The sequence below is a fragment of the Ningiella ruwaisensis genome (assembly GCF_004798935.1).
Taxonomy (GTDB): Bacteria; Pseudomonadota; Gammaproteobacteria; order Enterobacterales; family Alteromonadaceae; genus Glaciecola; species Glaciecola ruwaisensis.
Genome location: NZ_RAHT01000001.1, coordinates 525,328 through 548,625, shown reverse-complemented (window position 1 = coordinate 548,625; position 23,298 = coordinate 525,328). Strand labels below are relative to the sequence as shown.

The 23,298-nt window shown below is 45.9% G+C and carries 23 protein-coding genes and 2 pseudogenes; 18 read left to right on the top strand and 7 right to left on the bottom strand.

The genetic code is table 11. The features are described 5' to 3' along the window. Positions 1-47: 47 nt before the first annotated feature. From D6V41_RS02340 to D6V41_RS02325, 4 genes and pseudogenes are all read right to left on the bottom strand, one after another. Positions 48-1,028 (bottom strand): IS5 family transposase, encoded by a 981-nt coding sequence (locus D6V41_RS02340; protein ID WP_136249859.1) that lies wholly within the window; start codon positions 1,026-1,028, stop codon positions 48-50. Positions 1,029-1,116: 88 nt separating this feature from the next. Continuing rightward, positions 1,117-1,485, bottom strand: a complete 369-nt coding sequence (locus D6V41_RS02335; protein ID WP_136249858.1) for a hypothetical protein — start codon at positions 1,483-1,485, stop codon at positions 1,117-1,119. A 77-nt stretch (positions 1,486-1,562) separates the two neighbouring features. Further along, positions 1,563-2,162 (bottom strand): annotated as a pseudogene (locus tag D6V41_RS02330) (IS3 family transposase); the annotation flags it as partial. A gap of 58 nt (positions 2,163-2,220) precedes the next feature. Continuing rightward, the gene (locus D6V41_RS02325) at positions 2,221-2,841 is read right to left on the bottom strand and encodes a TetR/AcrR family transcriptional regulator (protein WP_136249857.1); all 621 of its coding nucleotides are present in this window, start codon (positions 2,839-2,841) and stop codon (positions 2,221-2,223) included. Positions 2,842-3,049: 208 nt separating this feature from the next. On the opposite strand from D6V41_RS02325, the gene D6V41_RS02320 reads away from it, so the two are divergent. Both D6V41_RS02320 and D6V41_RS02315 read left to right on the top strand, forming a co-directional pair. Continuing rightward, positions 3,050-4,123 carry an efflux RND transporter periplasmic adaptor subunit gene (locus D6V41_RS02320; protein WP_136250076.1) on the top strand — a complete coding sequence of 358 codons (1,074 nt, stop codon included), beginning with the start codon at positions 3,050-3,052 and terminating at the stop codon, positions 4,121-4,123. A gap of 3 nt (positions 4,124-4,126) precedes the next feature. Continuing rightward, positions 4,127-7,168, top strand: coding sequence for an efflux RND transporter permease subunit (locus tag D6V41_RS02315; RefSeq protein ID WP_116369200.1), 3,042 nt, complete (start codon positions 4,127-4,129; stop codon positions 7,166-7,168). A gap of 92 nt (positions 7,169-7,260) precedes the next feature. On the opposite strand, the pseudogene D6V41_RS02310 reads toward D6V41_RS02315, so the two are convergent. The 3 genes and pseudogenes from D6V41_RS02310 to D6V41_RS02300 form a co-directional block, all read right to left on the bottom strand. Beyond that, positions 7,261-7,681 (bottom strand): annotated as a pseudogene (locus D6V41_RS02310) (CBS domain-containing protein). 211 nt (positions 7,682-7,892) lie between these two features. After that, a complete protein-coding gene (locus D6V41_RS02305; protein WP_136249856.1) occupies positions 7,893-8,591 on the bottom strand; it encodes an endonuclease in 699 nt (232 codons plus the stop codon). Between the two features lie 108 nt (positions 8,592-8,699). Then, on the bottom strand, positions 8,700-9,302 hold the full coding sequence (locus D6V41_RS02300) for a hypothetical protein (protein ID WP_025574392.1): 603 nt from the start codon (positions 9,300-9,302) through the stop codon (positions 8,700-8,702). A 367-nt stretch (positions 9,303-9,669) separates the two neighbouring features. On the opposite strand from D6V41_RS02300, the gene D6V41_RS02295 reads away from it, so the two are divergent. The 16 genes from D6V41_RS02295 to D6V41_RS02225 all read left to right on the top strand — a co-directional run bounded on the left by D6V41_RS02295 (position 9,670) and on the right by D6V41_RS02225 (position 23,298). Continuing rightward, positions 9,670-9,996: a plasmid-related protein gene (locus D6V41_RS02295; RefSeq protein ID WP_136249855.1), complete on the top strand. Its 327-nt coding sequence runs from the start codon at positions 9,670-9,672 to the stop codon at positions 9,994-9,996. Positions 9,997-10,011: 15 nt separating this feature from the next. Further along, positions 10,012-10,431: a single-stranded DNA-binding protein gene (locus D6V41_RS02290; protein WP_040132793.1), complete on the top strand. Its 420-nt coding sequence runs from the start codon at positions 10,012-10,014 to the stop codon at positions 10,429-10,431. A gap of 79 nt (positions 10,432-10,510) precedes the next feature. Beyond that, positions 10,511-11,329 (top strand): phage recombination protein Bet, encoded by an 819-nt coding sequence (gene bet / locus D6V41_RS02285; protein WP_136249854.1) that lies wholly within the window; start codon positions 10,511-10,513, stop codon positions 11,327-11,329. A gap of 81 nt (positions 11,330-11,410) precedes the next feature. After that, entirely contained in the window at positions 11,411-11,554 is a 144-nt protein-coding gene (locus tag D6V41_RS18105; protein ID WP_168710936.1) for a hypothetical protein, read from the top strand. Between the two features lie 60 nt (positions 11,555-11,614). Further along, entirely contained in the window at positions 11,615-12,631 is a 1,017-nt protein-coding gene (locus tag D6V41_RS02280; protein ID WP_136249853.1) for a YqaJ viral recombinase family nuclease, read from the top strand. Between the two features lie 209 nt (positions 12,632-12,840). Continuing rightward, positions 12,841-13,800 carry an AAA family ATPase gene (locus D6V41_RS02275; RefSeq protein ID WP_022614428.1) on the top strand — a complete coding sequence of 320 codons (960 nt, stop codon included), beginning with the start codon at positions 12,841-12,843 and terminating at the stop codon, positions 13,798-13,800. Positions 13,801-13,802: 2 nt separating this feature from the next. Beyond that, positions 13,803-14,567 carry a hypothetical protein gene (locus tag D6V41_RS02270; protein ID WP_479680816.1) on the top strand — a complete coding sequence of 255 codons (765 nt, stop codon included), beginning with the start codon at positions 13,803-13,805 and terminating at the stop codon, positions 14,565-14,567. Between the two features lie 98 nt (positions 14,568-14,665). Beyond that, positions 14,666-15,619: a DUF3150 domain-containing protein gene (locus tag D6V41_RS02265; RefSeq protein WP_053426188.1), complete on the top strand. Its 954-nt coding sequence runs from the start codon at positions 14,666-14,668 to the stop codon at positions 15,617-15,619. Between the two features lie 61 nt (positions 15,620-15,680). Next, on the top strand, positions 15,681-16,121 hold the full coding sequence (locus tag D6V41_RS02260; RefSeq protein WP_136249851.1) for a hypothetical protein: 441 nt from the start codon (positions 15,681-15,683) through the stop codon (positions 16,119-16,121). Positions 16,122-16,190: 69 nt separating this feature from the next. Continuing rightward, entirely contained in the window at positions 16,191-17,846 is a 1,656-nt protein-coding gene (locus D6V41_RS02255) for a VWA domain-containing protein (RefSeq protein ID WP_136249850.1), read from the top strand. Between the two features lie 82 nt (positions 17,847-17,928). After that, positions 17,929-18,426, top strand: coding sequence for a RadC family protein (radC, locus tag D6V41_RS02250; protein ID WP_136249849.1), 498 nt, complete (start codon positions 17,929-17,931; stop codon positions 18,424-18,426). Beyond that, positions 18,426-18,767 carry a plasmid-related protein gene (locus D6V41_RS02245; RefSeq protein ID WP_136249848.1) on the top strand — a complete coding sequence of 114 codons (342 nt, stop codon included), beginning with the start codon at positions 18,426-18,428 and terminating at the stop codon, positions 18,765-18,767. The genes radC and D6V41_RS02245 overlap by 1 nt, the downstream gene beginning before the upstream one ends. A 91-nt stretch (positions 18,768-18,858) precedes the next feature. Then, entirely contained in the window at positions 18,859-19,926 is a 1,068-nt protein-coding gene (locus tag D6V41_RS02240; protein WP_136249847.1) for a DUF7146 domain-containing protein, read from the top strand. Between the two features lie 90 nt (positions 19,927-20,016). Further along, a complete protein-coding gene (locus tag D6V41_RS02235) occupies positions 20,017-20,724 on the top strand; it encodes a hypothetical protein (RefSeq protein WP_136249846.1) in 708 nt (235 codons plus the stop codon). 362 nt (positions 20,725-21,086) lie between these two features. Continuing rightward, on the top strand, positions 21,087-22,151 hold the full coding sequence (locus D6V41_RS02230) for a hypothetical protein (protein WP_136249845.1): 1,065 nt from the start codon (positions 21,087-21,089) through the stop codon (positions 22,149-22,151). Positions 22,152-22,353: 202 nt separating this feature from the next. Beyond that, positions 22,354-23,298, top strand: a complete 945-nt coding sequence (locus tag D6V41_RS02225; protein WP_136249844.1) for a thioredoxin family protein — start codon at positions 22,354-22,356, stop codon at positions 23,296-23,298.

The window sequence follows — 23,298 nt, the reverse complement described above, 5'->3', positions numbered from 1 at the left end:
CCAATTTTCGGCCGGATTTCGACCCTATTTCGGGCGATTCCCGGATTTCAGACAGATCTTGGCTGTCGTCGCAACATTTGGTCTACTTTAAACAGGTTTGCCAAGGTGAATAGCATGGCTAACTGAGAGTCATTTTTCATCAGTCCTTTATAGCGTGCTTTGATAAAGCCAAACTGACATTTGATGATCCGAAACGGATGCTCTACCTTTGCCCGGATGCTGGCTTTTAAGTATTCGATGTTAATAATGGTTTTGTTCTTACGAGGATGCTTTTTCAGGGCTCGCACCTTGCCGGGACGCTCGGCAATTAGCCATTCTACATTCGAGTCTTTCAGTTCTTCCCGCTTCTCTGCGCCCTGATAACCAGCATCACCAGAGATGAATTCCTCGTCGCCGTGCAACAGGTTTTTCAACTGATTCAGATCATGTTCATTGGCGGCAGTAGTCACCAGCGTATGGGTTAAGCCGCTCTTGGCATCCACGCCAATATGGGCTTTCATGCCGAAGTGCCATTCGTTGCCTTTCTTGGTCTGATGCATATCCGGGTCACGTTGCTTGTCTTTGTTCTTGGTGGAGCTAGGCGCTTCAATAATCGTCGCATCCACCAACGTGCCCTGTGTCATCATCACACCACAATCCGACAGCCATTGGTTGACGGTTTTAAATAACTTGCGCGTGAGTGTGTGTTTTTCCAGTAAGTGCCGGAAATTCATGATGGTGGTGCGGTCAGGAATGGCCTTATCCAGTGACAGTTGTGCAAACTGGCGCATTGAAGTAATCTCGTACAGCGCGTCCTCCATGGCTTCATCACCAAGACTGTACCACTGCTGCATACAGTGAATGCGGAACATGGTTTCCAGCGGATACGGACGGCGACCATTACCCGCCTTGGGGTAGAAAGGGTCTATTACATCCAGCAATTGAGACCACGGTAGCAGGTTATCCATTCGGGATAAAAATATCTCTTTACGAGTCTGACGGCGTTTGCTGGAAAACTCGCTATCGGCAAAGGTGAACTGGTGGCTCATGGAACATTGGTTCCTGCTGGATTGCTATGTCACTATGATCTCACATCAGGAACTTATTCGCATCTTCCTTAGATGGCACTGTGTTGAGTTAGATTGAATTTAACCAGTTCAATGCTTCAAGTTCATCTGAAAACTGTTTTACTCTATATTGAGTAAGTTGGACATTATCTTTGATTGCAGGATAGATACCATTTTGAGGTTCATTATCGAGTATTGCAATTGCAGCGTGTTTGAATTTTAGTTCTGATGTTACAAATCTCGCGAAAATAGTTTGTTCAACTTTTGAAGCTTTTAAATTGGCTAATCGATAATCAATGAGTAACTTATAAATGGCTTTTTGTTTGTAATCAGTAATTATTGTTTGAAAGATTTGAGTGCGTTCATCGAAGTCTATCTCTCCTTCATATACCACCATTATAATGTGAGAATTATCAATTTTTGATATATGGTGTGGCATAACAAAGTTTACTCTATACAAGGCTCATTCATAGGGTTGATTATAGATTAATATGCCAGTGAATCGCTACCAATAACTTAGACACTTCCCAGCCTTTCTTGGTAACGGTTTTCATACTCTACTGGTGACAGCAGATTATTGGAACCATGTTTTCTTTTGCAGTTATAAAACATCTCGATGTATTCAAAGATATCGCTTCTGGCATCGTCTCTTGTTGAGTAGATTTTTCGCTTGATGCGTTCACGTTTCAGTAGTTGGAAGAAACTCTCAGCAACAGCATTGTCGTGACAGTTTCCTCGTCTGCTCATGCTACCTTCCAGGCCATTAGCTTTGAGGAATGCTTGCCAATCATGGCTGGTGTACTGGCTTCCCTGGTCGGAATGCACCATCACTTGTTGTTTAGGATTACGCCGCCAGACAGCCATCAGCAGCGCATTCAGCACAATGTCTTTGGTAATGCGTGACTGCATTGACCAGCCAATCACTTTGCGTGAGAACAAATCCACGACCACTGCCAGATATAACCAACCTTCGTGAGTGCGGATATGTGTAATATCCGTTACCCAGGCTTCATCTGGCGCCGTAGGATTAAACTGACGCTGCAACCGGTTGGGAACAACAATGTGACTCTCACCACCACGATGACGTGGCCTGCGATAGCCCACCTGAGCCTTCAGATCTTCTGAGCATTACTTCAAACAGCTACGTATGATAATAGATTCCCCGTTTAACACGCTATTTACTCTCTATTGCATATCGACTCAAAATTAGTGCAACAATGTTCTTGGCAATATTCTTTTTAGCCTCGTCACTTAGCGCATCTTCAATTTTAAAAAGCTGTGGCCAGAAACACTGCCCTTTTACCAAACTGTCTATTTCATTCACCACGTATTTAACATCATCAAAAGCCAATCTGCCATCAGCCTTTGCATCATTGAGCCATCGATGCATGGCCGTTTCCTGAGCTTTTAACTGCGCTACTTCGTCTTTGAGTTTATCAGGTTCATAAAAGAAGTAGCCAATCGCTACACGGGCTAAATCAAGATGACTTTCACTTACCATAAACTCGATGTCTTTGAGAATGATGCTTTGCAGCTGTGTATCGAGAGGTTCGTTAGGTAAGTAATGCGCTGTGATATTCATTATGGCACTTTGCCACTGCTCGGTGACAAGATGCATAACTAAATCTTCTTTCGTAGAAAAGTGATTATACACAGTACGCTTAGACACATTAGCCAACTCAGCAAGCTTATCCATGCTAGTACCTTTCACGCCAAATTCTTGAAACGCTTGCGTCGCTGCTTGAATAATCGCTTCGCGTTTTAAGTCGCTAAGGGTTCGTGTATTGCCAGCCATTGGTCTACTCTCTTAATCATATAAAACTTCTTTTTACACCGACCAGTTTACTTTTCAATGCAGATGAACCATAATGCACTCGCCAGTTTACTTTTGCATTAGCATACTATAAGGCGCACAATGTTTGCAACGTAGGTTGTTTTTAAATGCAACGATACTGGTTATCTATGTTCAACATATTACTAATGGATGGCATACGACTATGTCCTTGAAACACTACTCACATACTCTAGCGCTAAGTCTCTTTTCTATTTCTATTTTTATTTTCACCGCTTGCTCACCTGAAAAAGCTCAGCAGCAACAATCGGAGGTAGTGCGGCATGTGAAGTTTGCTGAAGTCTCACCTATTCCCAATTTTGACGAATTTACGTTTCCTGCCGTCGTATCTGCTGTGAAAACTGTTGATTTGAGTTTTGAAGTCTCTGGCCGATTAATACAAACCGATTTAGTTACCGGCAGTGATATCACTAAAGGCAAGCTGCTTGCCACAATAGACAGAAAGCCCTTTGAGCGCAGAGTTGAAGAGTCTAAAACCAGATTAGAACAAGCAAAACGAGAACTCGATAGAATTGAAAAAATGTTCGCAAAAAATTTGGTATCTCAAAGCGCACTGGATTCGGCAAAAACATCCTATGAATTATCTGTTATTGACCTTAAAAACGCAGAACAAGACTTAAGTTATACTCGGCTTTACGCGCCATTTGATGCGAAAGTATCCCAACGTCTTGTAGAAAATAACAGTTTTGTAAAATCAGGGACTGCTATCGCCCGTTTGCAAGATGTGTCGAAAATCTACTTTAATATCAATGTGCCAGAGCGCTTACTTACCGCCAACATAGGGCGTGGCATTAAGCAAGCGAGTGCCACATTGGCGACAAACCGCAGTCAGTGGTACCCAGTAACTTATGTTGAGCATTCCACACAACCGGACCCCGTATCTCAAACCTACGAAGTAGTATTCGCCATGGAGCCTCGAAAAGAATTACCACTCACTCCTGGTGCTCGAGCAGTGGTTAAAGTAAGCCTTCAAGGTAGTTTATATTCCGACGGCTTAGTCGTGCCAGTGAAAGCACTAGTCGGTGATGAGAACGATGGCTTTGCCGTTTGGGTACTTGATGACAGTCTACAAACAGTGAAACAACACAGCGTTGATGTCAAACATATCGAGGGGGATATTGCTGTAGTAGAAGGGCCAATTTCACTTGGTCAAAAGGTGGTTGCCGCTGGAGCAGCACAAATGCGAGAAAACATGAAAGTGCTTCCGTATAAGGGAGAAAAATAAACCATGGATATCGCCCGCTTTTCAATCGACAAACCCGTAAATGTTTGGCTGATGGTCATCATACTGCTACTAGGTGGTGTGCTGGCTATGACCAAAATTGGTCGACTTGAAGACCCTGCTTTTACCATCAAACAAGTTAAGATATACACTGCTTATCCTGGCGCTAGCGCGGAAAAAGTTGAACGTGAAATCACAGAACGTTTAGAAATCGCTATTCAACAAATGCCCCAATTAAAAGAAGTGACTTCAATATCTTCTCCAGGGCGTTCTGAAATTACCGTAGAGGTAAAGAGTACTTACGATAGTGATGTGTTACCTCAAATTTGGGACGAATTGAGGAAGCGCCTTCACGACACCGCCAGTTCGCTGCCCACGGGCGCTCAAGACCCCGTAGTATTTGATGACTTCGGTGATGTTTATGGGCTTTATTACGCTCTCAGCGCTCCAGATTTCGACACCCATGAGTTACGTGAGTTTGCCCGAATTATTCGTCGAGATTTACTTACCACTGAAGGTGTGGCAAAGGTCAACGTAACCGGTATTCAAAAAGAGCAAATTGTTGCTTACATCAACCCATATCAACTCGCTGGGTTGGGTATTTCTTTCCCAGATTTGACCTCATTGTTCCAAGACAATCTTCGACCATTCAATGGTGGGCGCGTAAAGGTGGATGAAAAAAACGTGCGCTTGATTGTCAAGCGTGCACCAGACAGATTAGATGAAATTTCAAATCTATCACTGGTGATCCCTGGTACAAACCGTTCTTTGCGTGTTGCTGATGTTGCGACCTTAAAACTCGAACCTGCTGATATTCAGCCTGTATTAGTGCGATATAACGGTGCAGAAGCCCTTACGCTAAGTGTGTCAGCATTAACGGATGTGAACATCGTAGATGTCGGCGAGCGAGTAAATGCAAAAGTGGAGGCCCTGCTCAAACAACTTCCAGTTGGTATTACCCTGACTCCCATTTACGATCAAGCCTCAGTAGTTGATGATTCGGTGGACGGCTTTATCAATAACCTTGTGATGTCTGTGGCCGTGGTAACATTAACCTTGTGTTTATTCATGGGATGGCGCTCTGGGGTTGTGGTAGGCACTGTATTACTTGTTACCGTACTCGGTACCATCCTCATCATGTGGTTGATGGATATTCAGCTTCAGCGTATTTCATTAGGGGCAATGGTCATCGCCATGGGTATGCTGGTCGATAATGCAATAGTGGTAGCAGAAGGCATGATGCTGCGAATGGCAACAGGTGCCTCAGCAAAAGATGCAGCCAGCTTCATTGTTAAGCGCACACAATGGCCGTTATTAGGCGCAACCATAATAGGTATTGCCGCCTTCTCTGGCATTGGTTTATCTAACGATGCAACCGGCGAGTTCCTTTATTCATTGTTTGCCGTAGTGTTGGTTTCATTGATGATCAGCTGGATACTTGCCGTAACGTTGGTCCCCGTATTAGGCGCACATTTTTATCGCAAGGGCATGTCGCAATCACAAAGTGATGCGCCCTCCGCTGCACAACAGTGGTTTAAACACACACTTATCGGCGCACTGAAACTGCGTTGGGTAACCATTGCAGCACTCCTCGTTATTACCATTGTTGCCTATGGCAGTTTTGGTATGGTCAAACAAGGGTTCTTTCCACCATCAAATGCACCGGTATTTTTTGTGCACTATTGGGGGCCCCAAGACCGCGACATTCGCGCGACAGAGCAAATTGCCAAAGAAGCAGAGAAACGTATTTTAGCGCTGGATAATGTCAGTGCCGTAACCACATTTATTGGGCAAGGTGCTGATAGATTTACGCTGACATACGCGCCAAAAAGCGCTAATGAAAACTATGCATTCTTTATGGTCCGTGCCAGCGAATTAGAGCACATTCCTGCCATTCAACGTGCATTAACCAGCAAGCTAAGTGATTTGGATTTAGATGCCAATTTCTATATGGAGCGCATGCAATTTGGTCCAGGCTCAGGCGCTAAACTCGAAGCGCGTTTCTCAGGTCCAGATACTGAAGTGTTACGCCAACTAGCAGAAGAAGCCAAAGCCCGTTTATTTGAAGATGGTCAGGTGATTGATGTTCGTCATAACTGGCGAGAGAAAGGGTTTGCAATAAACACACAGTTCGACAACTACAATGCGGGAATTGCTGGGGTTTCGCATTCAGATTTTAGTCAAACCGTACAGTACGCAAGCAGTGGTGTGAAACTGGGCACCGTGCAAGATGGTGATTATGCCTATAATATCATGGCAAAAATGGGGAACGCCGATGACACGGCTCTTCAGTCTATTCGCGAGTCTCAAGTATGGTCTTCTCAGCAACGTCAGTATATTCCTTTTACCCAGGTATCACATGGCTTAGACCTTATGACTGAAGAGCTGCGCATTCATCGCAAAGATCGCCTGCGCACCATAACCGTTGAAGCAGAGCCTGGCGAACATGAAACCGCAGGCAAAGCGCTGGCGCGTATTCGCCCGTTAATTGAAGATATTGATTTGCCTGCGGGCTACAACCTTGAATGGGGTGGTGAGTTTGAAAGCGCTAGCGAAGCTCAACAGGCCTTAGGTGCAGGTTTACCCGCTGGTTTCTTAGTGATGTTCATTATCTCGGTGTTATTGTTTGGCCACGTACGCCAACCGCTTATTATATGGCTGGTTGTCCCCATGGCGGTAGTAGGTGTAGTCACGGGCTTGTTGTCTACTGATATGCCATTCGGCTTTATGTCGCTACTGGGCTTTTTGAGTTTATTCGGGATGCTGATTAAAAATGCCATAGTACTTATTGAAGAAATTGATCTTCAAATTGAAGAAGGATTGGCAATAAAAAGCGCCATCGTTGAAGCCACACTAAGCCGCGTCAGACCCGTAGCACTTGCGGCCGTGACAACTATATTGGGGATGGCTCCATTGTTGTTTGATGCTTTTTTTGCCGATATGGCTGTGACCATAATGGGCGGACTCACATTCGCGACAATTCTAACGCTTATTGCCGTTCCCGTTTTATATAGCCTGCTATTTAAAGTAAGTTATAGAAAAGCCTAGCAGCTTCTGAATAAATGTAACGTTAATTTGGCGCTTGCTCGATACGCTCTATCACCTTTGATAAAACGCTCGTCAAAGGTGCTAGCGCCATTTTAGCGTTTTGCTTCTACCCTTTTCTGCATAAACTTCATCACATTTCGCCACGACACTATACCCACTGGGTGATAATGTATGTCGACTATGGGTATGCACGATATCTTATTGTTATTGAACAATTCGATGGCAGTAAAAACGGAATCCTCCGGGGTTAAGGTGATGACTTCTCGGGTCATGATTTGATGGGCACGCTTATCTAAATGTTGCTCTGTCTCGCACTCGCTCACCAACGGTATCAATAAACGGACTTATCGCTTTTAAAAAATCGCGATCTGAAATGATTCCGGTAAGTACATTGTCATGTACCACGAGTAAATGATGAAATCCCGTTGCCGAAAATAGCTCTCTAAGCGACTGTAAGCTGTCATCCATGTGAACACTCACTACGCGCTTAGACATTATGTTCGCTATGCCCATGCATACCCTCTTGTCGACTACAAAGCACCTGTCTAATCATTGAGATTAAAAATCACACTGGCGAAAAGCAAGTATTATCTCAATAAAACAATTTTATTGATGAGCAATTCACCTGTGCATCTTTATTACCAAGCCTGAGCCCTAACGGGGTAAGATTAATGCACAAATTGAGTATTCCTTATATCTGCAACAGAATATTTATAAGAAGCGTCTAGCCACTGCTTGTAATAAGCCTTAGACTGCGAGCATAAAAATAAAAACGACAGTTATGGTGAATCCTCAAATCACGCACTTTTTCCCATTCGTCAACAGGGTCCATTCCTGCCCAATCTTCAAATAGCTGAGTTTGTTGCCTGCTTAGTCTTAGGCCGTATTGATCACGCATGTAGAAATAAATTCTAGCAATATCACCCTGACGGTTAACTGGTGGTTCTGCTCGACGGTCTTTGAAATCAACTTCGAAGTCACATAGACCATAGGATCTTGGTTCATTCGGAATCATGCCAAATCGTAAATTTGATCTATCCCCATTGAGCTCTCCTACAGATGGTACGAGGTTATGGAGATCCGAAACCATTTTAGAAAACTCAGGCTCATTCTTTTCGCAGTTCCGACGTCCGCCGTTTTGCCAGCATTGGCGTGGATGGTCAATTTCCCAAGCTGAGACAACGTGCTCCCACTCCAAGCGTTCTCCTAGTTTCGGTTGCTTCCTTGGTTCATATCCGCAAGATGCAGCATCAATCGCACCATCATTGTTATAGCTACATCCACAGTAAAACGTACTCTGGTTGTCTTGGTAAATTTCTCGGGCAAATCGTTTTGCCTGGCTGAACGATGTTGGGTGTTCTGCAAATGCAGGGATAGCGAACAACACTATCAAGAAAGTAACGAGAAAATTAGTTCTATTCATGTAAATTGGCCAAAAATGACAGTTAAATTCATTTTAATGATTTTGATAGAAAATACAGCAAGATGAAGAGCCCCTTCGAGAGGGGCTGGTTGATGGGAGCCTAGTTGGCTAGTTGGCGGGGGTATCTGTTTCCTCTTCAGTGATATCGTCATCGGTTGAAGGCACCGCTTGTTCAACTTCTGCTTCTTTACCTTTGGCTTGAGCTGATTTTCGTGCTCGAATTTCGATATCAATAATGCGTCGTGCAAGTTTGATAATGCGCTGTTGCCATGCGTAGTTGCCATCAACACGTTGTTTGTTGCTGAGCACGCTAGACAACCAGAGTGTGTCCATTGAGATCATCAACGCATCGAGTTTGCGAACTAAGCCGACAAACTGGCCAACCTGAGGCGAGCTGATTTTGGCGTTGAAGGTAATCGGGTCGGTGTAGTCAGGTACTTCATCGATGCCGTTGGACTCCATCAGTTTGTCCAAACGAGCTTGTTCGTTGTCTACCGCTTTAGCGCAATCCTCGATCAACTGGCTAATGATCTGTTCCACTTCATCAATTTCGTTCTCATCGCCAATGATGCGCAGGATGACATCGATTCCGTAAAGCGCACTGACCGTCCGTCTAAAAACACGGTCAACGACACGTTGCGCCTGTAAGCTGTTAATTGTGAATGATTGTTCAAAGATGGGTTTTGAGTAATTGGGTTTTGCTTGGGCCATAAGTTTGCTCCTGATATGACAAAAATCAGTCCCTAGCCTAATCCTCTGTGCGGTAATGGCCTTTCAGCTAGGTGGAAGAATTGAGCATCTTTCTGACTATCCTGTCTGGATAAGACGGTTATACTGACTATCAAATATTGCTGATCTGTTTCAGTGATATCTGCGCCTGAGAGCATGAGCTCAAAGGAAGCCCGCCGCTGAGTATTCTCAGTGGTACTAAGAGGTAGCTAGCCTCCCTAAACAAATAGCCTGCATGTTTTTACATGCTCAACCATGCGTTCCTTACGGTTCGCCTTTTCACCACCCAACTGGGGGAGTTTTCCCCAGTTGGGGGTGACTCCTTCAAAACCAACATAAGGAGTCACCAATGGAATATATCTTCGGATTTATTATCCAAATCGCAGGCATTATGTTGCTTGCAAAACTGAGCTGGTCGCTTTTGCGATTGCTTGCTCGTCAAAGCGTGCGCCCGTTTCGATTTGTATTTACTCAAATCAAGCGGTTGCTCACACCAACACCAAAACGTCGTCCAATGGCAGTGCCTAAAGCTCCTGGTATGCCCCATTTGACATCTGCGTTTTACAAAGAGCCACATCAGTACGACATGGCTTTACTCGAAATACCAACCTATCTGCGTCGTCAGTCTTCTTTGCCCAGCCGGGTAGAAGCGACTGTGTGCACAGAGTTCAACTAAGACGAGGAGAACATCATGAAAAACCAAGTAACACTCATAGGCTACGTTGGCTCTGAGCCAGAGACACGAGCCTATCCATCAGGTGATTTAGTGACCAGTATTTCACTGGCCACTTCTGAGAAATGGCGCGACCGTCAATCCAATGAGCTCAAAGAGCATACGGAATGGCATCGGGTTGTTTTTCGAGATCGTGGTGGATTTAAGTTAGGGCTAAGAGCAAAAGATTTGATCCAAAAAGGAGCGAAGCTTTTTGTTCAAGGGCCTCAGCGCACGCGCTCATGGGAGAAAGATGGCATTAAGCATCGATTGACCGAAGTGGACGCGGACGAGTTTCTGCTTCTTGATAGTGTGAACAAAGCATCCGAGCCATCACCGGCAGATGATGCGGGCTCCCAAGGTAATTGGGCACAAACTTATCCTGAACCAGATTTTTAACCGAGCGATAACGCTTTAACCCAGCCGGGAGTACTTTCCCGTCAGGGGCAGACTCCCACTTTGATTGTCGGAGTCCACAATGGAAAAACCAAAGCTAATCCAACGCTTTGCTGAGCGCTTTAGTGTCGATCCAAACAAGTTGTTCGATACCCTAAAAGCAACAGCATTTAAGCAACGTGACGGTAGTGCACCGACCAATGAGCAGATGATGGCGCTCTTGGTGGTTGCAGATCAGTACGGCTTGAACCCTTTCACCAAAGAGATTTTTGCGTTCCCTGATAAACAAGCTGGAATTATTCCAGTGGTAGGTGTCGATGGATGGTCTCGCATTATCAATCAACACGACCAGTTTGATGGCATGGAGTTTAAGACTTCAGAAAACAAAGTCTCCCTGGATGGCGCGAAAGAATGCCCGGAATGGATGGAATGCATCATCTACCGGCGCGACCGTTCGCACCCAGTCAAAATCACTGAGTATCTGGATGAAATCTATCGACCGCCTTTTGAAGGTAACGGCAAAAATGGCCCTTACCGTGTAGATGGTCCATGGCAGACGCACACTAAGCGAATGCTAAGACATAAGTCCATGATCCAGTGTTCCCGCATTGCGTTTGGCTTTGTGGGAATTTTCGATCAAGACGAAGCGGAGCGAATTATCGAAGGCCAAGCAACACATGTTGTTGAGCCATCTGTGATTCCACCCGAGCAAGTTGATGATCGAACCCGAGGGCTTGTTTACAAGCTTATCGAGCGGGCGGAAGCTTCAAACGCTTGGAATAGTGCATTGGAATATGCCAATGAACATTTTCAAGGTGTTGAACTGACGTTTGCGAAACAAGAAATATTTAATGCACAGCAACAAGCAGCCAAAGCGCTCACACAGCCTTTAGCTTCTTAGCGCCACGCATTCATTTTACTAACCCTGGCGGGATTATTCTCCCGTCAGGGGGAAGGTCTCGTCTTTTTTTGGAGATCTTCCATGACTAAATCAGCCTCACTTTTTCGCTTGGTATTGGTTGTTGCCCTTGTCGTAGGTTCGATTCAAGCCGGTATAGCGGCAATTGATTCGGTTCAAGCAAGTGTTGTTCAGCACCAAACAGCGTTAGCACAAGCTACAAAGTAACCACTTAACCCTGAAGGGGAGTTCTCTCCTTCGGGGGAGTCTCCCCTTAAAGGAGGCAATATGAAGGTTATCGACCTATCACAACGTACTCCTGCATGGCACCAGTGGCGCATTGCAGGGGTTACGGCATCTGAAGCCCCAATTATTATGGGGCGTTCACCCTACAAAACACCTTGGCGATTATGGGCAGAAAAAACCGGATTCGTATTACCGGAAGACCTGTCGAATAATCCTAATGTGCTTCGAGGTATTCGGTTGGAGCCTCAAGCAAGGCGAGCATTTGAGAATGCGCATAATGACTTTCTTCTGCCGTTATGTGCAGAAGCCGATCATAACGCAATCTTTCGAGCTAGCTTTGATGGCATCAACGATGCGGGTGAACCCGTTGAATTGAAATGTCCTTGCCAGTCAGTTTTTGAGGATGTGCAAGCTCACAGAGAACAAAGCGAGGCATATCAGTTGTATTGGGTGCAAGTACAGCATCAAATACTGGTCGCCAATAGCACGCGAGGTTGGTTGGTTTTCTATTTTGAGGATCAACTGATTGAGTTTGAAATACAACGAGACGCGGCGTTCTTAACTGAGTTGCAAGAAACAGCGCTTCAGTTTTGGGAGTTAGTACAGACCAAAAAAGAACCGTCAAAATGCCCTGAGCAAGATTGTTTTGTTCCCAAGGGTGAAGCCCAATACCGTTGGACATCGCTGTCTCGACAGTATTGCTCAGCACATGCCGAAGTGGTTCGACTGGAAAATCACATTAAATCTTTGAAAGAGGAAATGCGAGACGCCCAGTCAAAATTGGTCGGCATGATGGGTAACTACGCTCATGCCGACTATGCTGGGGTCAAACTCAGCCGCTACATGATGGCGGGCACGGTGGACTATAAGCAATTGGCCACCGATAAGTTAGGCGAGCTGGATGAACAGGTTTTAGCCGCTTACCGAAAAGCGCCACAAGAGCGGTTGCGTATCAGCACCAATAAGCCAGAGCAGCTCGTTGAAACACCAATCAAAATCAGCCTTGAGCAAGAGAACTTGGTTCTGCCAGGTGACTCGCCAAGCTCATTTTACTTTTAACGTTCACTTGGAGCCGGTTTCGGCTCCTTTCTCATGCGCTTATATGGAGTGCATCAGAAAGCAGTTTCACTCGTAGCCAATGCTGGGTACGAATGATAGAGCGAGCTGAACTCTTACATACACAGCCATACCACAATCAACACACCACCCGACGGGGACTTCATTCCCTGTTGGGGCATGGGGCCTCGTCAAAACTAATGAGGTTTACCATGACTGAACAATCCCCATTTTTGGTTCAAGTGAATCAAGCGTTTAATGTCCCGGCTCCTGATGCTTTCGTTCTGGAAGGATTTAGTGCCGACACTACCCATCCAAACATTCCCGTTCGCAAGGACGAGTATGTCTTTAGAAAAGAAGACTTACGTGACGTATTGGCGTTCTTGTCTAACCCAGACGGTGACGGTTTGTATATTACAGGCCCCACTGGATGCGGTAAGACCTCGCTAATTTGCCAAGTTGCTTCTCGATTGAATTGGCCTGTTCAGCAAATTACTGCACATGGTCGATTGGAGTTGTCCGATCTTATCGGTCACCACACGCTGGTTAATGGCAACATGACCTTTGTGTATGGACCGCTGGCACTGGCTGTCAAGCATGGCCATTTGCTGATCATTAATGAAATGGATCTTGCTGAGCCTGCTGAATTGGCAGGGCTCAATGACATTTTGGAAGGTGCCCCGTTGGTCATCGCACAAAATGGCGGTGAGATCATCATGCCACATGCCAAGTTTCGTTTTATCGCTACCGGCAACAGTGCGGGCAGCGGTGACCAAACGGGCTTGTATCAAGGTGTGCTCCAACAGAATTTGGCTTTTCTTGATCGCTTTAGAATCATCGAAGCGACCTATGCAGAGCCTTCTGTAGAGGAAGCCATTCTGGAGAACGTTGCGCCGGGCTTGCCAGAAGTCTTTCGCCAAAAAATGGTGAAGGTGGCTGGTGACATTCGTCGTCTTTTTATTGGGGGCGCGGATGGCGGTGCTGAGCTTAGTATCACCATGTCCACTAGGACCTTGGTGCGCTGGGCAAAGTTAACACTTGCTTTTAAAGGCGCTCCTAACGCAGTGGAATATGCACTGGTTCGGTCTTTGACGGCTCGTGCTGAGTTGGAGCAACGAGAAGCCATTCACCGTATTGCCGCTGATGTCTTCGGTGACCATTGGGAGGATTGATGATGGATAAGTGCTTTGCTCTTTACCGTTACAGTCATTCTGATGGGACAGCCAAAGAATGGGCCATTTACGTTGGATCGGATACCCAGGAGATTGAAGTTCGGTTTGGAAAAGCCGGTCAATTGTCGCAGCAGCGATTGATTGACTCGACTGATCCTAACGCTGAAGCAGACCGAAGAATCAATGAGAAAATCAACAAGGGTTATCGATTAGTTGGACAAGTCGGCATTGATCATCAAGGGCGGCCATTTGAATTCTCAAATGCGCTAGATATTGTCGCGTGCGCCAATAACGTCAGTTGGGAGTTTCGTACTCGCAAGGACGTCAATGGCCAAATATCGCTGGCGCAAAAAGCGTTGTTCGATATGGCAAAGCTGCTTGAAGCCTATGGCTTGGCTGTTATTGATGATAACCAGGTCAGGATTGGAGAATGGTCATTAGGGTTTTGCAAAAGCGGATTACCTAGTACCAATCAAATCAGCATGGTGTCAGGTGAAGGCGCTGGCATTGTTAACACTGATGATGGCCCGTGGCCATTGTTGCTGTTACTGGCCTTTAAGCGTCAATTACCACCTCTGTGTTCGCTCACAGTAGCGAGTCCTGAAGGGATAGAAGTATCCGACCAACTGAAGTTGGAAAAAGATGTATTGCGGTTGCTAGGCAGTGATTTAGAGCGGGTTCGCCCGATTGCTGAAGCACTGGACTTAATGCCTGCGAAAATCGATCTCAACCAATCGTCGCCTGATTCGCAAAATTACTATTTCTGATAGTGGTATTGCCATTAGCGCGTCAACTACTACCACCCAAACGGGGGCCATTGCTCCTGCTGGGAGTGGTGCGTCCCCATATCGCATGAGGATGCACTATGAGTATTCAAACCCTCGACAAACTTTTGATTTGTCACATCGACTGTTCCATCTGGAGCGGTAGAAAAAAGCTAAGGCCTGAAGATTTCAGACTTGCCAATGGCAGCCAACTTCCACCGAAGGATGTTGCCAGCTTAGGGAGTAAAAAAATTTGCGACCCTGAGGCATTGGCGAACTTTGAACGGCTTAAGAAAGAAGCGCAGCGCTTGTGTGAGCAAGTCGGTGTGCGGTTTTTAGGTGGCTATGCCGTCCCTGAAGACCGAATTGATCAGATTGTTCCAGAGCTTGACCGGATCGGTCAGGAGTTTGCGCAGTGCAAGCAGTTGTTCTTGGACAACTATGATCAGGTGACGTTTGACTGGGTTGCAAAACACCCGGAATTTGCAGATGCAATCCGACGTGCATTATCACCCATCGAAGACGTGGAACAACGGCTTCAGTTCGATTATGCCATCTATCGAATGCAACCAGCTGACCAAGCTGGTGGCTTAGATGACAAGGTCAATGGCATGGGACACACCCTCTTTAGGGAGGTGGCCCGTGATGCCAACGAACTGTTTGAGCGTTCCGTTGCAGGTAAGAATCAAATCAGCCAGCGAGCCCTTAATCCGCTCAAGCGATTAAGAGACAAGTTGGATGGTTTGTCCTTCCTGGATCATCGAGTTCAGCCGATGGTTGAAGCGATGGACAATTTATTTGTTCGTCTGCCGAAGACCGGCCCTGTGACAGACAATCTCTATCACGAACTGATGGCGACCATTTTAATTTTGTCTGATCCAGACAAGATGAGAATGCACGGTGAAGGTCAATTGGATATCAGACAACTGATGCCCAAACCTGAACCTAAACCCGCACAGCCAGTATCTGCTCAGGCAGATAACTTACGTGCAATACCACAACCAACCGTCAGACCAAACCTTGGTTCGACTGTACCAAACTCATTTTATTTCTAACGTCCTTGAGGGCATGTTGCCCTTAAGGGCGCATGTCCTCTGAACTATGTAAGAGGAAATTATGCAATCAACCATCCATAACCCCAGCCAACTGAACCAGTTTGAAGCACATTTTCGTGGTGTGACTGATGCGGTTGAAAGTGAATCGATACCAGAAGTGGCGTGTTGTCGAACGTTAGTACAACGGTCGTACTCAACACATAGTGTCGTGATCCCCAAGAACCCTGTGCTGATCGCAGATGCGGACGCACATGGAGCTTGGGTAACGGCCATGGTATTTGTTCCAAACATGGTATTGCAGCAAACCGCTTATGAGCGGGCCTGGCTGCAATATCAACACGAGGTGTCTACTCAGTTACAAGACCAGTACGGTCTGACATTGGATGACATCCTGAGTTTAGACCAGCTTAAAACGTCATTTGAGCAGCACGAGAGTCCAGCTCAATTGGTGGCTTGGTTAGGTCAAAAATACGACCTGGAGAAGCTAAAAGCACAGGTTTAAACACTTACATTCCCAGCGGGGAAACGCTCCCGCTGAGGGAGTATTCCCCCTAATGATTAGGAGACTCCCATGAATCATCCATTAAAAAATGCACTGCCAATCGTTGCCGCCGCTTATGGCGAAAAGTTTGGTGTGAAGGTGCTTATTCAAGGACAAGATGCATTTACAGATGGTGAGCGGATTGTGATCCCAACAGCAAACCCAGACGACCCACACTATCAACAGATAGCTTGGGGTTATCTGGCTCATGAAGCGGCGCATATTCGGCATACCAATTTTGACATGGTGCAGAAGGCGTCGTCCAAGCCGATCCGTAAGGCACTTCTCAATATTATTGAGGATGTTCGCATTGAAAACGAATTGGCAAAGGACTACCCCGGAACCCGGCGCAGTATTTCGCAAGTGATTGAGTACATGGTGGACACACAGCAAATGTGTGTACCTGAACAGCTTGAGCCTGCATCTAACTTGCAAGCCTGGTTGTTGTTTCGCTTGAGATGCCATTTTCTGGGCCAGAAAGCGCTGACGCCTTTGTATCAAGCAGTCGATGAAAGAGTGAGACAACTCTTTCCTGCCGCAGCGATGAGCCGGTTAAGCGCCATGCTGACAGCAGTGCCTAGCCTGGCGTCTACAGGTGAAGTGCTAAAACTTGTCGATGCCATCGTTGCCATGTTGGAAGAAGAATCTCGTCCACCACAGGATGAGTCGGATGCTGATAGCGGTAATGAAATTGGACAAGATGCGAGTAATGACAGCAATTGCAGCAGTGACAGTCAAACCCCGGAAACAGGTTCGTCTGCAACAGGGGATGCTGCTGAAACGGGTGATTCAGATAACTCTGATCAAGCTGACAATTTGCGACAAGCCCTAGAAGCCAGTGCCGCTCAGTTTGAATCCGATACCTTTGCACAAGTGGCAGAAGTGTTGTCGGAACAAGCTGAAGGACATCAGGGCGTCACTCCACTCAGTTTGCCTCAAGCAGAGCAAGCTATGTTGGGTGATGAGGCCATTTTGACCTTATCGGCGTCTGAGTCCGCTCAAATTCGAGCCCGACTTAGGGGCATGGTTCAGTCCAGTCAGGACAATCGGAATCATGCCAAGCGGCACGGTCTTCGAGTTGCAACCCATCGTCTTGCCGCTTCACAAGCCGGTGAGTCGAGATTGTTTATTCAAAGGCAACCTCGCATTGCCCCCAATGCCGCTGTGCACTTGCTTGTCGATATATCGGGTTCAATGGGTAAACCCATTGGCGAAGGTAATCGAAAGTACTTTCATGTTGCCAATGAAGCTGCTTTGGCTTTAGCCATGGCATTGGAAGGCATACCGGGTGTTGTACCTGCGGTCAGTTATTTTCCTGGTATTCATCAGGAAGTTTCTATCGCGTTATTGCCCAAGCAATCGGTTCGACATCGGGCCGCCTGTTTTGACCAAAAACCACGAGGTTGTACGCCTATGGCACAAGCGATGTGGTTTGCGGCAAACAGTTTGTTAGCGCAAAAACAGAAGCGAAAGCTAATGATAGTGCTAACGGATGGTGACCCAGATGATTGGGCTGCCACGCATGACATTGTTGACCGGTGCAGACGCAGTGGCTTTGAGCTGCTGGGGATCGGGATTCAAACACGCAGTGTTGAGAAATTCTTTCCTCAAAGCATTGTGATTAATGACGTCAGAGATCTAAAGCGTGAGTTATTCGAAGTAACACAACAACTGTTAATTCAGTAACCACATCAATTTTACCACCCTGCGGGGACGATTCCGTCTCCGTCAGGGCATGGGTTCGTCTCCGCTTTTTTTGGAGACTCCTATGAAAAACAGAAAGTTCTTAGCTGGCGAAGAAGCCGGTACTTACATCGTTCCTGAGCAAGTGACTGAAGCAGATATATTAGATATGGCGCTCAAGCTTGCCCGTGGTCGATTGAGTAAAGGTCGCAAAATTGAACAGCCATCGTCGGCGTTTTCATACCTGCAAACACTGATGCACGAGTATGAGCACGAAGTCTTTGGCGTGCTGTTTCTTGATACAAAGCATCGCGTAATTCGATTTGAAGAGCTATTCAAAGGCACTTTAGATGCGGCGAGCGTGTATCCAAGGGTAGTAACAAAGCGGGCGCTAGAACTTAATGCGGCAGCAGTGATACTGGCGCATAACCATCCATCGGGTGATCCTGAGCCCAGTGAAGCTGATAAACGCATCACTCATCGACTCCGTGACGCCTTGTCACTTGTTGATATTCGAACGCTTGATCATGTCGTGGTCGCATCCGAGGGCTGCGTTTCGCTTGCCGAACGCGGTTATCTTTAATGAATGGGCGCATTGCCCGTTCTCCTTCATCACAAAAGCAGTTCCATCAACACACGTCATCACAGCTCGAATTTCTATTTGAGTTTGATGATGCCCCAGTCACTTGGTCTGACACGGAAATCTGGCAGTTACGCGAAGGCATTCTATTGGATGCGATCCGTGTATTGCTGGACGGTCGTGTCAATACTCGGTTGCGCAAGGATGTGTTGTCGTGGATTAAAAATGACGAAATAACGCCATTTTGCTTTCGTGTTTGCGCGATGGCTGCGGTTGTCGATCCTGATGTGCTTCGTGATTCCATCATGTGGCTATTAAGACGACATGGTATCCAGCTTGACTAACGTTCCTGTATTAACCAAACGGTTCAATTCAGGACCCAAGCTGACTTTTATCACTTGTGGTAGGAGTCGGCTTTTTACTTAAGGAGGTTATATGGCGTTACCTTTACAGATTGAAACAGTGAGGCCATATCTTAATGGTCAATGGCTTCAGGTATTGGCGGCATTGGTGCCAGAACTTGATGCCGCTATTGCTCGAAAAGGCCGTCATGTGGCTTGCCCTGTTCATGGCGGTCGTGATGGCTTTAGGCTGTTCAAAGATGCTGAATATACCGGAGGTGGCGTTTGTAACACCTGCGGTATCTTTCATGATGGTTTTGAACTGTTGTCTTGGATTAATGGGTGGAACTTTGCTCAGTCTATTGAAGCAATCGGCCAGGTTCTTGGTATTCAACCCGGACAAGTACCAACTCGGGTAATACCGAGCAACGCTGTTGATTGGAAGGCTAGAAAGCAGGACGAGGACAAAGCGATTATCCATCGCTTGAATCAAACCTGGGGAGAAACGTTTTCTCTTGCAGATACTCGTGCGCAACCAGTTTGGAACTACTTGCATCGTCGTGGCATTGTGACGCGGCTTCGTCCTGAATGGGATTCGGTGCTGAGGTTTCATCCAAGCTTGCCTTACCATGATGAAGATGGTCTGTTTATCGATAGCTACCCAGCGCTGCTAGGTAAAATCGTTACTCAGCAAGGGCGTTCGGCCACGTTCCATCGGATCTACCTAAGTGAAGATGGATTCAAAGCGCCGGTTGAAAAGCCTAAAAAGATGATGCCGATACCAAGTGACCGAACAATCACTGGTGGTTCCATTCCTATAGGTGAGCCTGGTGAAGTACTAGGTGTTTCAGAAGGTATAGAAACGGCCCTAGCGGTAACCAGAGCAACGGGGCAAACATGTTGGTCGGTTGTGAATGCAACGCTACTGGCTAGGTTTGAACCACCAAGTAATGTGAAAATGCTGTACATCTGGGCAGATCACGATCTCTCTGAGACCGGCCTGAATGCAGCGAATGAGCTCAAGAAAAAAGCTTGGCAGAAAGGCATTCTGACACAAGTGTTGATCCCTCCGATACCAACGTCACTCGGCGTGAAAAGTTGGGATTGGAATGATGTGCTGAATGTTTACGGTGCCATGGGCTTTCCGAAAGTTCATATCTGATCCAAGGGGCTTCGGCCCCTTTTTTTTGCGCCTTGCATATTTGAAAAAACATGGAGAATTAAAAATAGATAACCAATTGGAGAAACAAACATGATGGTATTAACCCTGTTAACAAAGCAGATTGATGGTGAGTTTACGGTTTACTGGAAGACCGGCCTTCGAAGAGGTGGTGAGCTAAAGGTCAATTTAGGTGAGCAATACGACATGCTACCTGAGCAGCAAAAGCCAATTGCCGCTGAGCTCTATGCAATTCACCACCTATTGTCAGTGAAAGAGGTGATGGGGAGTAACCGAAGCGGCAATGGGCTTCAAATCCGAGTCAGTAAAGGAGCCATCAAAAAGTTACAGAAACAACGCTCAACTCAGCATTCACTTTACAGCCTGACCAGGTTCTTGCTCACCCGTTACCAGGAAGCACAGATCTCGGTAGAGAAGCGGGACGATTGGCTCTCACATTCCTTCGAAGAATACAGCGTGGATAATGTCACGGTGAGAGATATTGATGAGGTCATCAACGTTCCGAACATTGGACCTGTCGTGGTGACTCATCATGCACTGGAGCGGTTTGTGGAACGGCTTTCAGACGGCGTACCTAAGCATCCTTGGAAGGCTTTGTGCTCAAAGCTGCTATGTTCGGGGCTAACTAAAACTCAGTTGCCAGAAAACGTCGCTATCCAAAAAGCAAAAAAATATGCCCAAGAGGCCGAGTTCTGGCAGCATGTGGGGAGCAAAATGTACTTTGTCATGGTTCCAAGTTGCTCAATTAAAATTTTGGTTACGGTTATTGCAGTAAAGTGAGCTAACGTAGTATTCGAAGTTTCTGAATATTGCTTTATGTGCCAGAAGTAGACGTTAGAGGTCTACCTTGAGCACTGATCTGGTCGATTCATCTTTTCCTTTTTTGAACTGCACGATCCATACGTTTTCAGTTTTTCTTTGTGATGGTTGCCTGAATTTCAAAAATCCTATATATTTTTTAGTGGCGCTAGCCACACTTGCACACGAGTGAAAAACAGCAAATTGACCTGAAAAGGCGTATAGAGAACCCAATATTTACTTAAATTTTAATTATACATACATGGCTTGAGAGATCATGTTGTAATCGTGTGTAGCAATGATTGATAACAGTTAATAACTGTCTCAAGCATATGGATATGTATATGAAAAGTTTAAAACCCATCATTTTTACGGCTCATTCTGAGTTAAAAACAGCAATTCCAGCAATAAAGAAAAGCCATTTATACGAAGCGTTCGCAGCATTTTGCGGCTTTAAAAGCTACGCGGCATTTCAAGTTGCCTCTGAATATAGAGTTGAAAACCTTGAGATCGCAAATAGACAGTGCTTTGAGCGCTTGCAAGCTTTGGATTTTGATGCAGGTGTTACGCTTCAAGTATGCCAGCGAATCCAGCAAGCTTGGGAGCAATTTAACATTATCTCTTTAGATGATGTTTATGCATTTTATGCTGAGGCTTCTTTTGAAAAAGCATTAGGTGAAACACGAATGCTAGGTGTTTTAACCTCATTCATAGATGCAAATGACTCAGAAGCGATATTGGTTGGTCTTGTTGTAGCTGCGACATTATTGGCTGAATATGAAGACAATCCGGATAACAGAAGTGGCGAGTTCTGGTATAACAAAAAACTAGCTGGTCATTCGCTTAATGTAATTCAGTCTGACGTTGCTGAGCAATACCAGAAAATCGTCCCTTATCGAGAGCTTTTAACGCTGGTATTAAAGAAATTTGAAAACAGTAATGATGCGGTATTTCCAATTCCTTCATCGTTGAAACCAATCTATGATCAATGTGGTGACGGCCATAGCCACTGCTGGAGTGGCTATTTTTATGATGATCCTTATGTTGTGATTGAGGCTATTGGATATGCTTTGCATTGTCATGACGAAGATGAGCCAGTAATCCCAATTAGTTTTTATCTTGATTGGCTAAAAGCTGAAATGATTGTTGCTCCGTCACGCGAAGGGTTGATTGAAATAATCGAAGCTACGATTAGTGAAACTGAAAAGTGGTTTTGGTATTACGTTGGTCTACAGGATGATATCGACGTAACCAAAGATTGTTACAGGGCAATCAATGCTGACACTGGTGAAGATTATGATGATTATGGGCCAGCAGTAGCTGTTGGCGATGACGGTGTAGCGCTTCCAATTATTTCTGACGACTTAAAACTTAAACTAAAAACTGTTGCTCAAAAGCTTATCTCTTAATCTTTGAGATAAAAGTGATGGCTATGCTGAGGCTTAGCCTTTCGCTCAAAGCGTAAATCATATCTTTTGTTCATTAACGTTAGCTGTTGTTACTAGTCACAACAGCTAGTCAGAAACACACACAATTCCTTCATCTATCTGGCCAATCGCTCTTACCGGGATCATTAGCATGTTAGCTCTATGAAATTTTCTGGAGCTGACAATGAGAACGCCTTTGTTACCTTGGTTTATCCTATGGGTGACCATCCCAATCATTATTTTCTTTCTATTCATCTTACCCGCCTATGCCAGTGACGAGCCATTCTATCAGCGTGGTCAGGAAGGCTGGTTTTGGTATCAGGTCATTCCTGAGCCAGCGGAGGCTGAAGAGCTTATTAAGCCGGAATCTGGTGCGGCAGAGTCGAGTCAGAGCGGGCTAAAGCCTTTCAGTGCTGCCTGGTTTCGTGAGCACATGCAGTCGTTCATGGACAAGGCAATTGATGAGCCGACGAATGAGAACGTCAGAGCCTATCTGTATCTCCAGCGCGTCATGATGGATAAGGGCTCACAGTTTGCTGATGTTAGTCAGCAGGTAGTCATGGGCGATCCAGTTTTGGATGAAATCAGTCGCAGACCCTTGGCTACCTATGCTGCCAATCGGATGGATCGAGAAGCTGGCGCTCAACGAGATATTGCTTTAGGTGAAGTAGCAAAACGGGCTGGCTTATTCTTCTTCTATCGTTCTGATTGCCCTTACTGCCATGCTCAAGCGCCTATCATCGAATCAATTGCTTTGAACTACGGTTTCGAGGTGTTTGCTATTGCAGTCGATGGCTTGCCTTTACCTGGTGGAGAGTTTCCTAATTACAAAGTCGATTCAGGACAAGCTCAATCCTTGTCCGTTACGACTGTCCCTGCCGTGTTCTTAGTTGATCCGCCTAATGTCATCACTCCGATTGGCCAAGGCGCAATGAGCCTTGATGAGCTCAATAATCGAATCATTCTTGCAGCCCATCAAGCCGGTTGGATTGACGATCAAACTTACTATGCCACCAGACCTGTTCAACCCGGCGTGTCACTCGCGATGTCAGCCAAAGAGCTTAACGAAAAGATATTACAGGACCCTGAGTTCCTTGTTCGCTATCTGCGTGCACAAGGAGGGTTATAA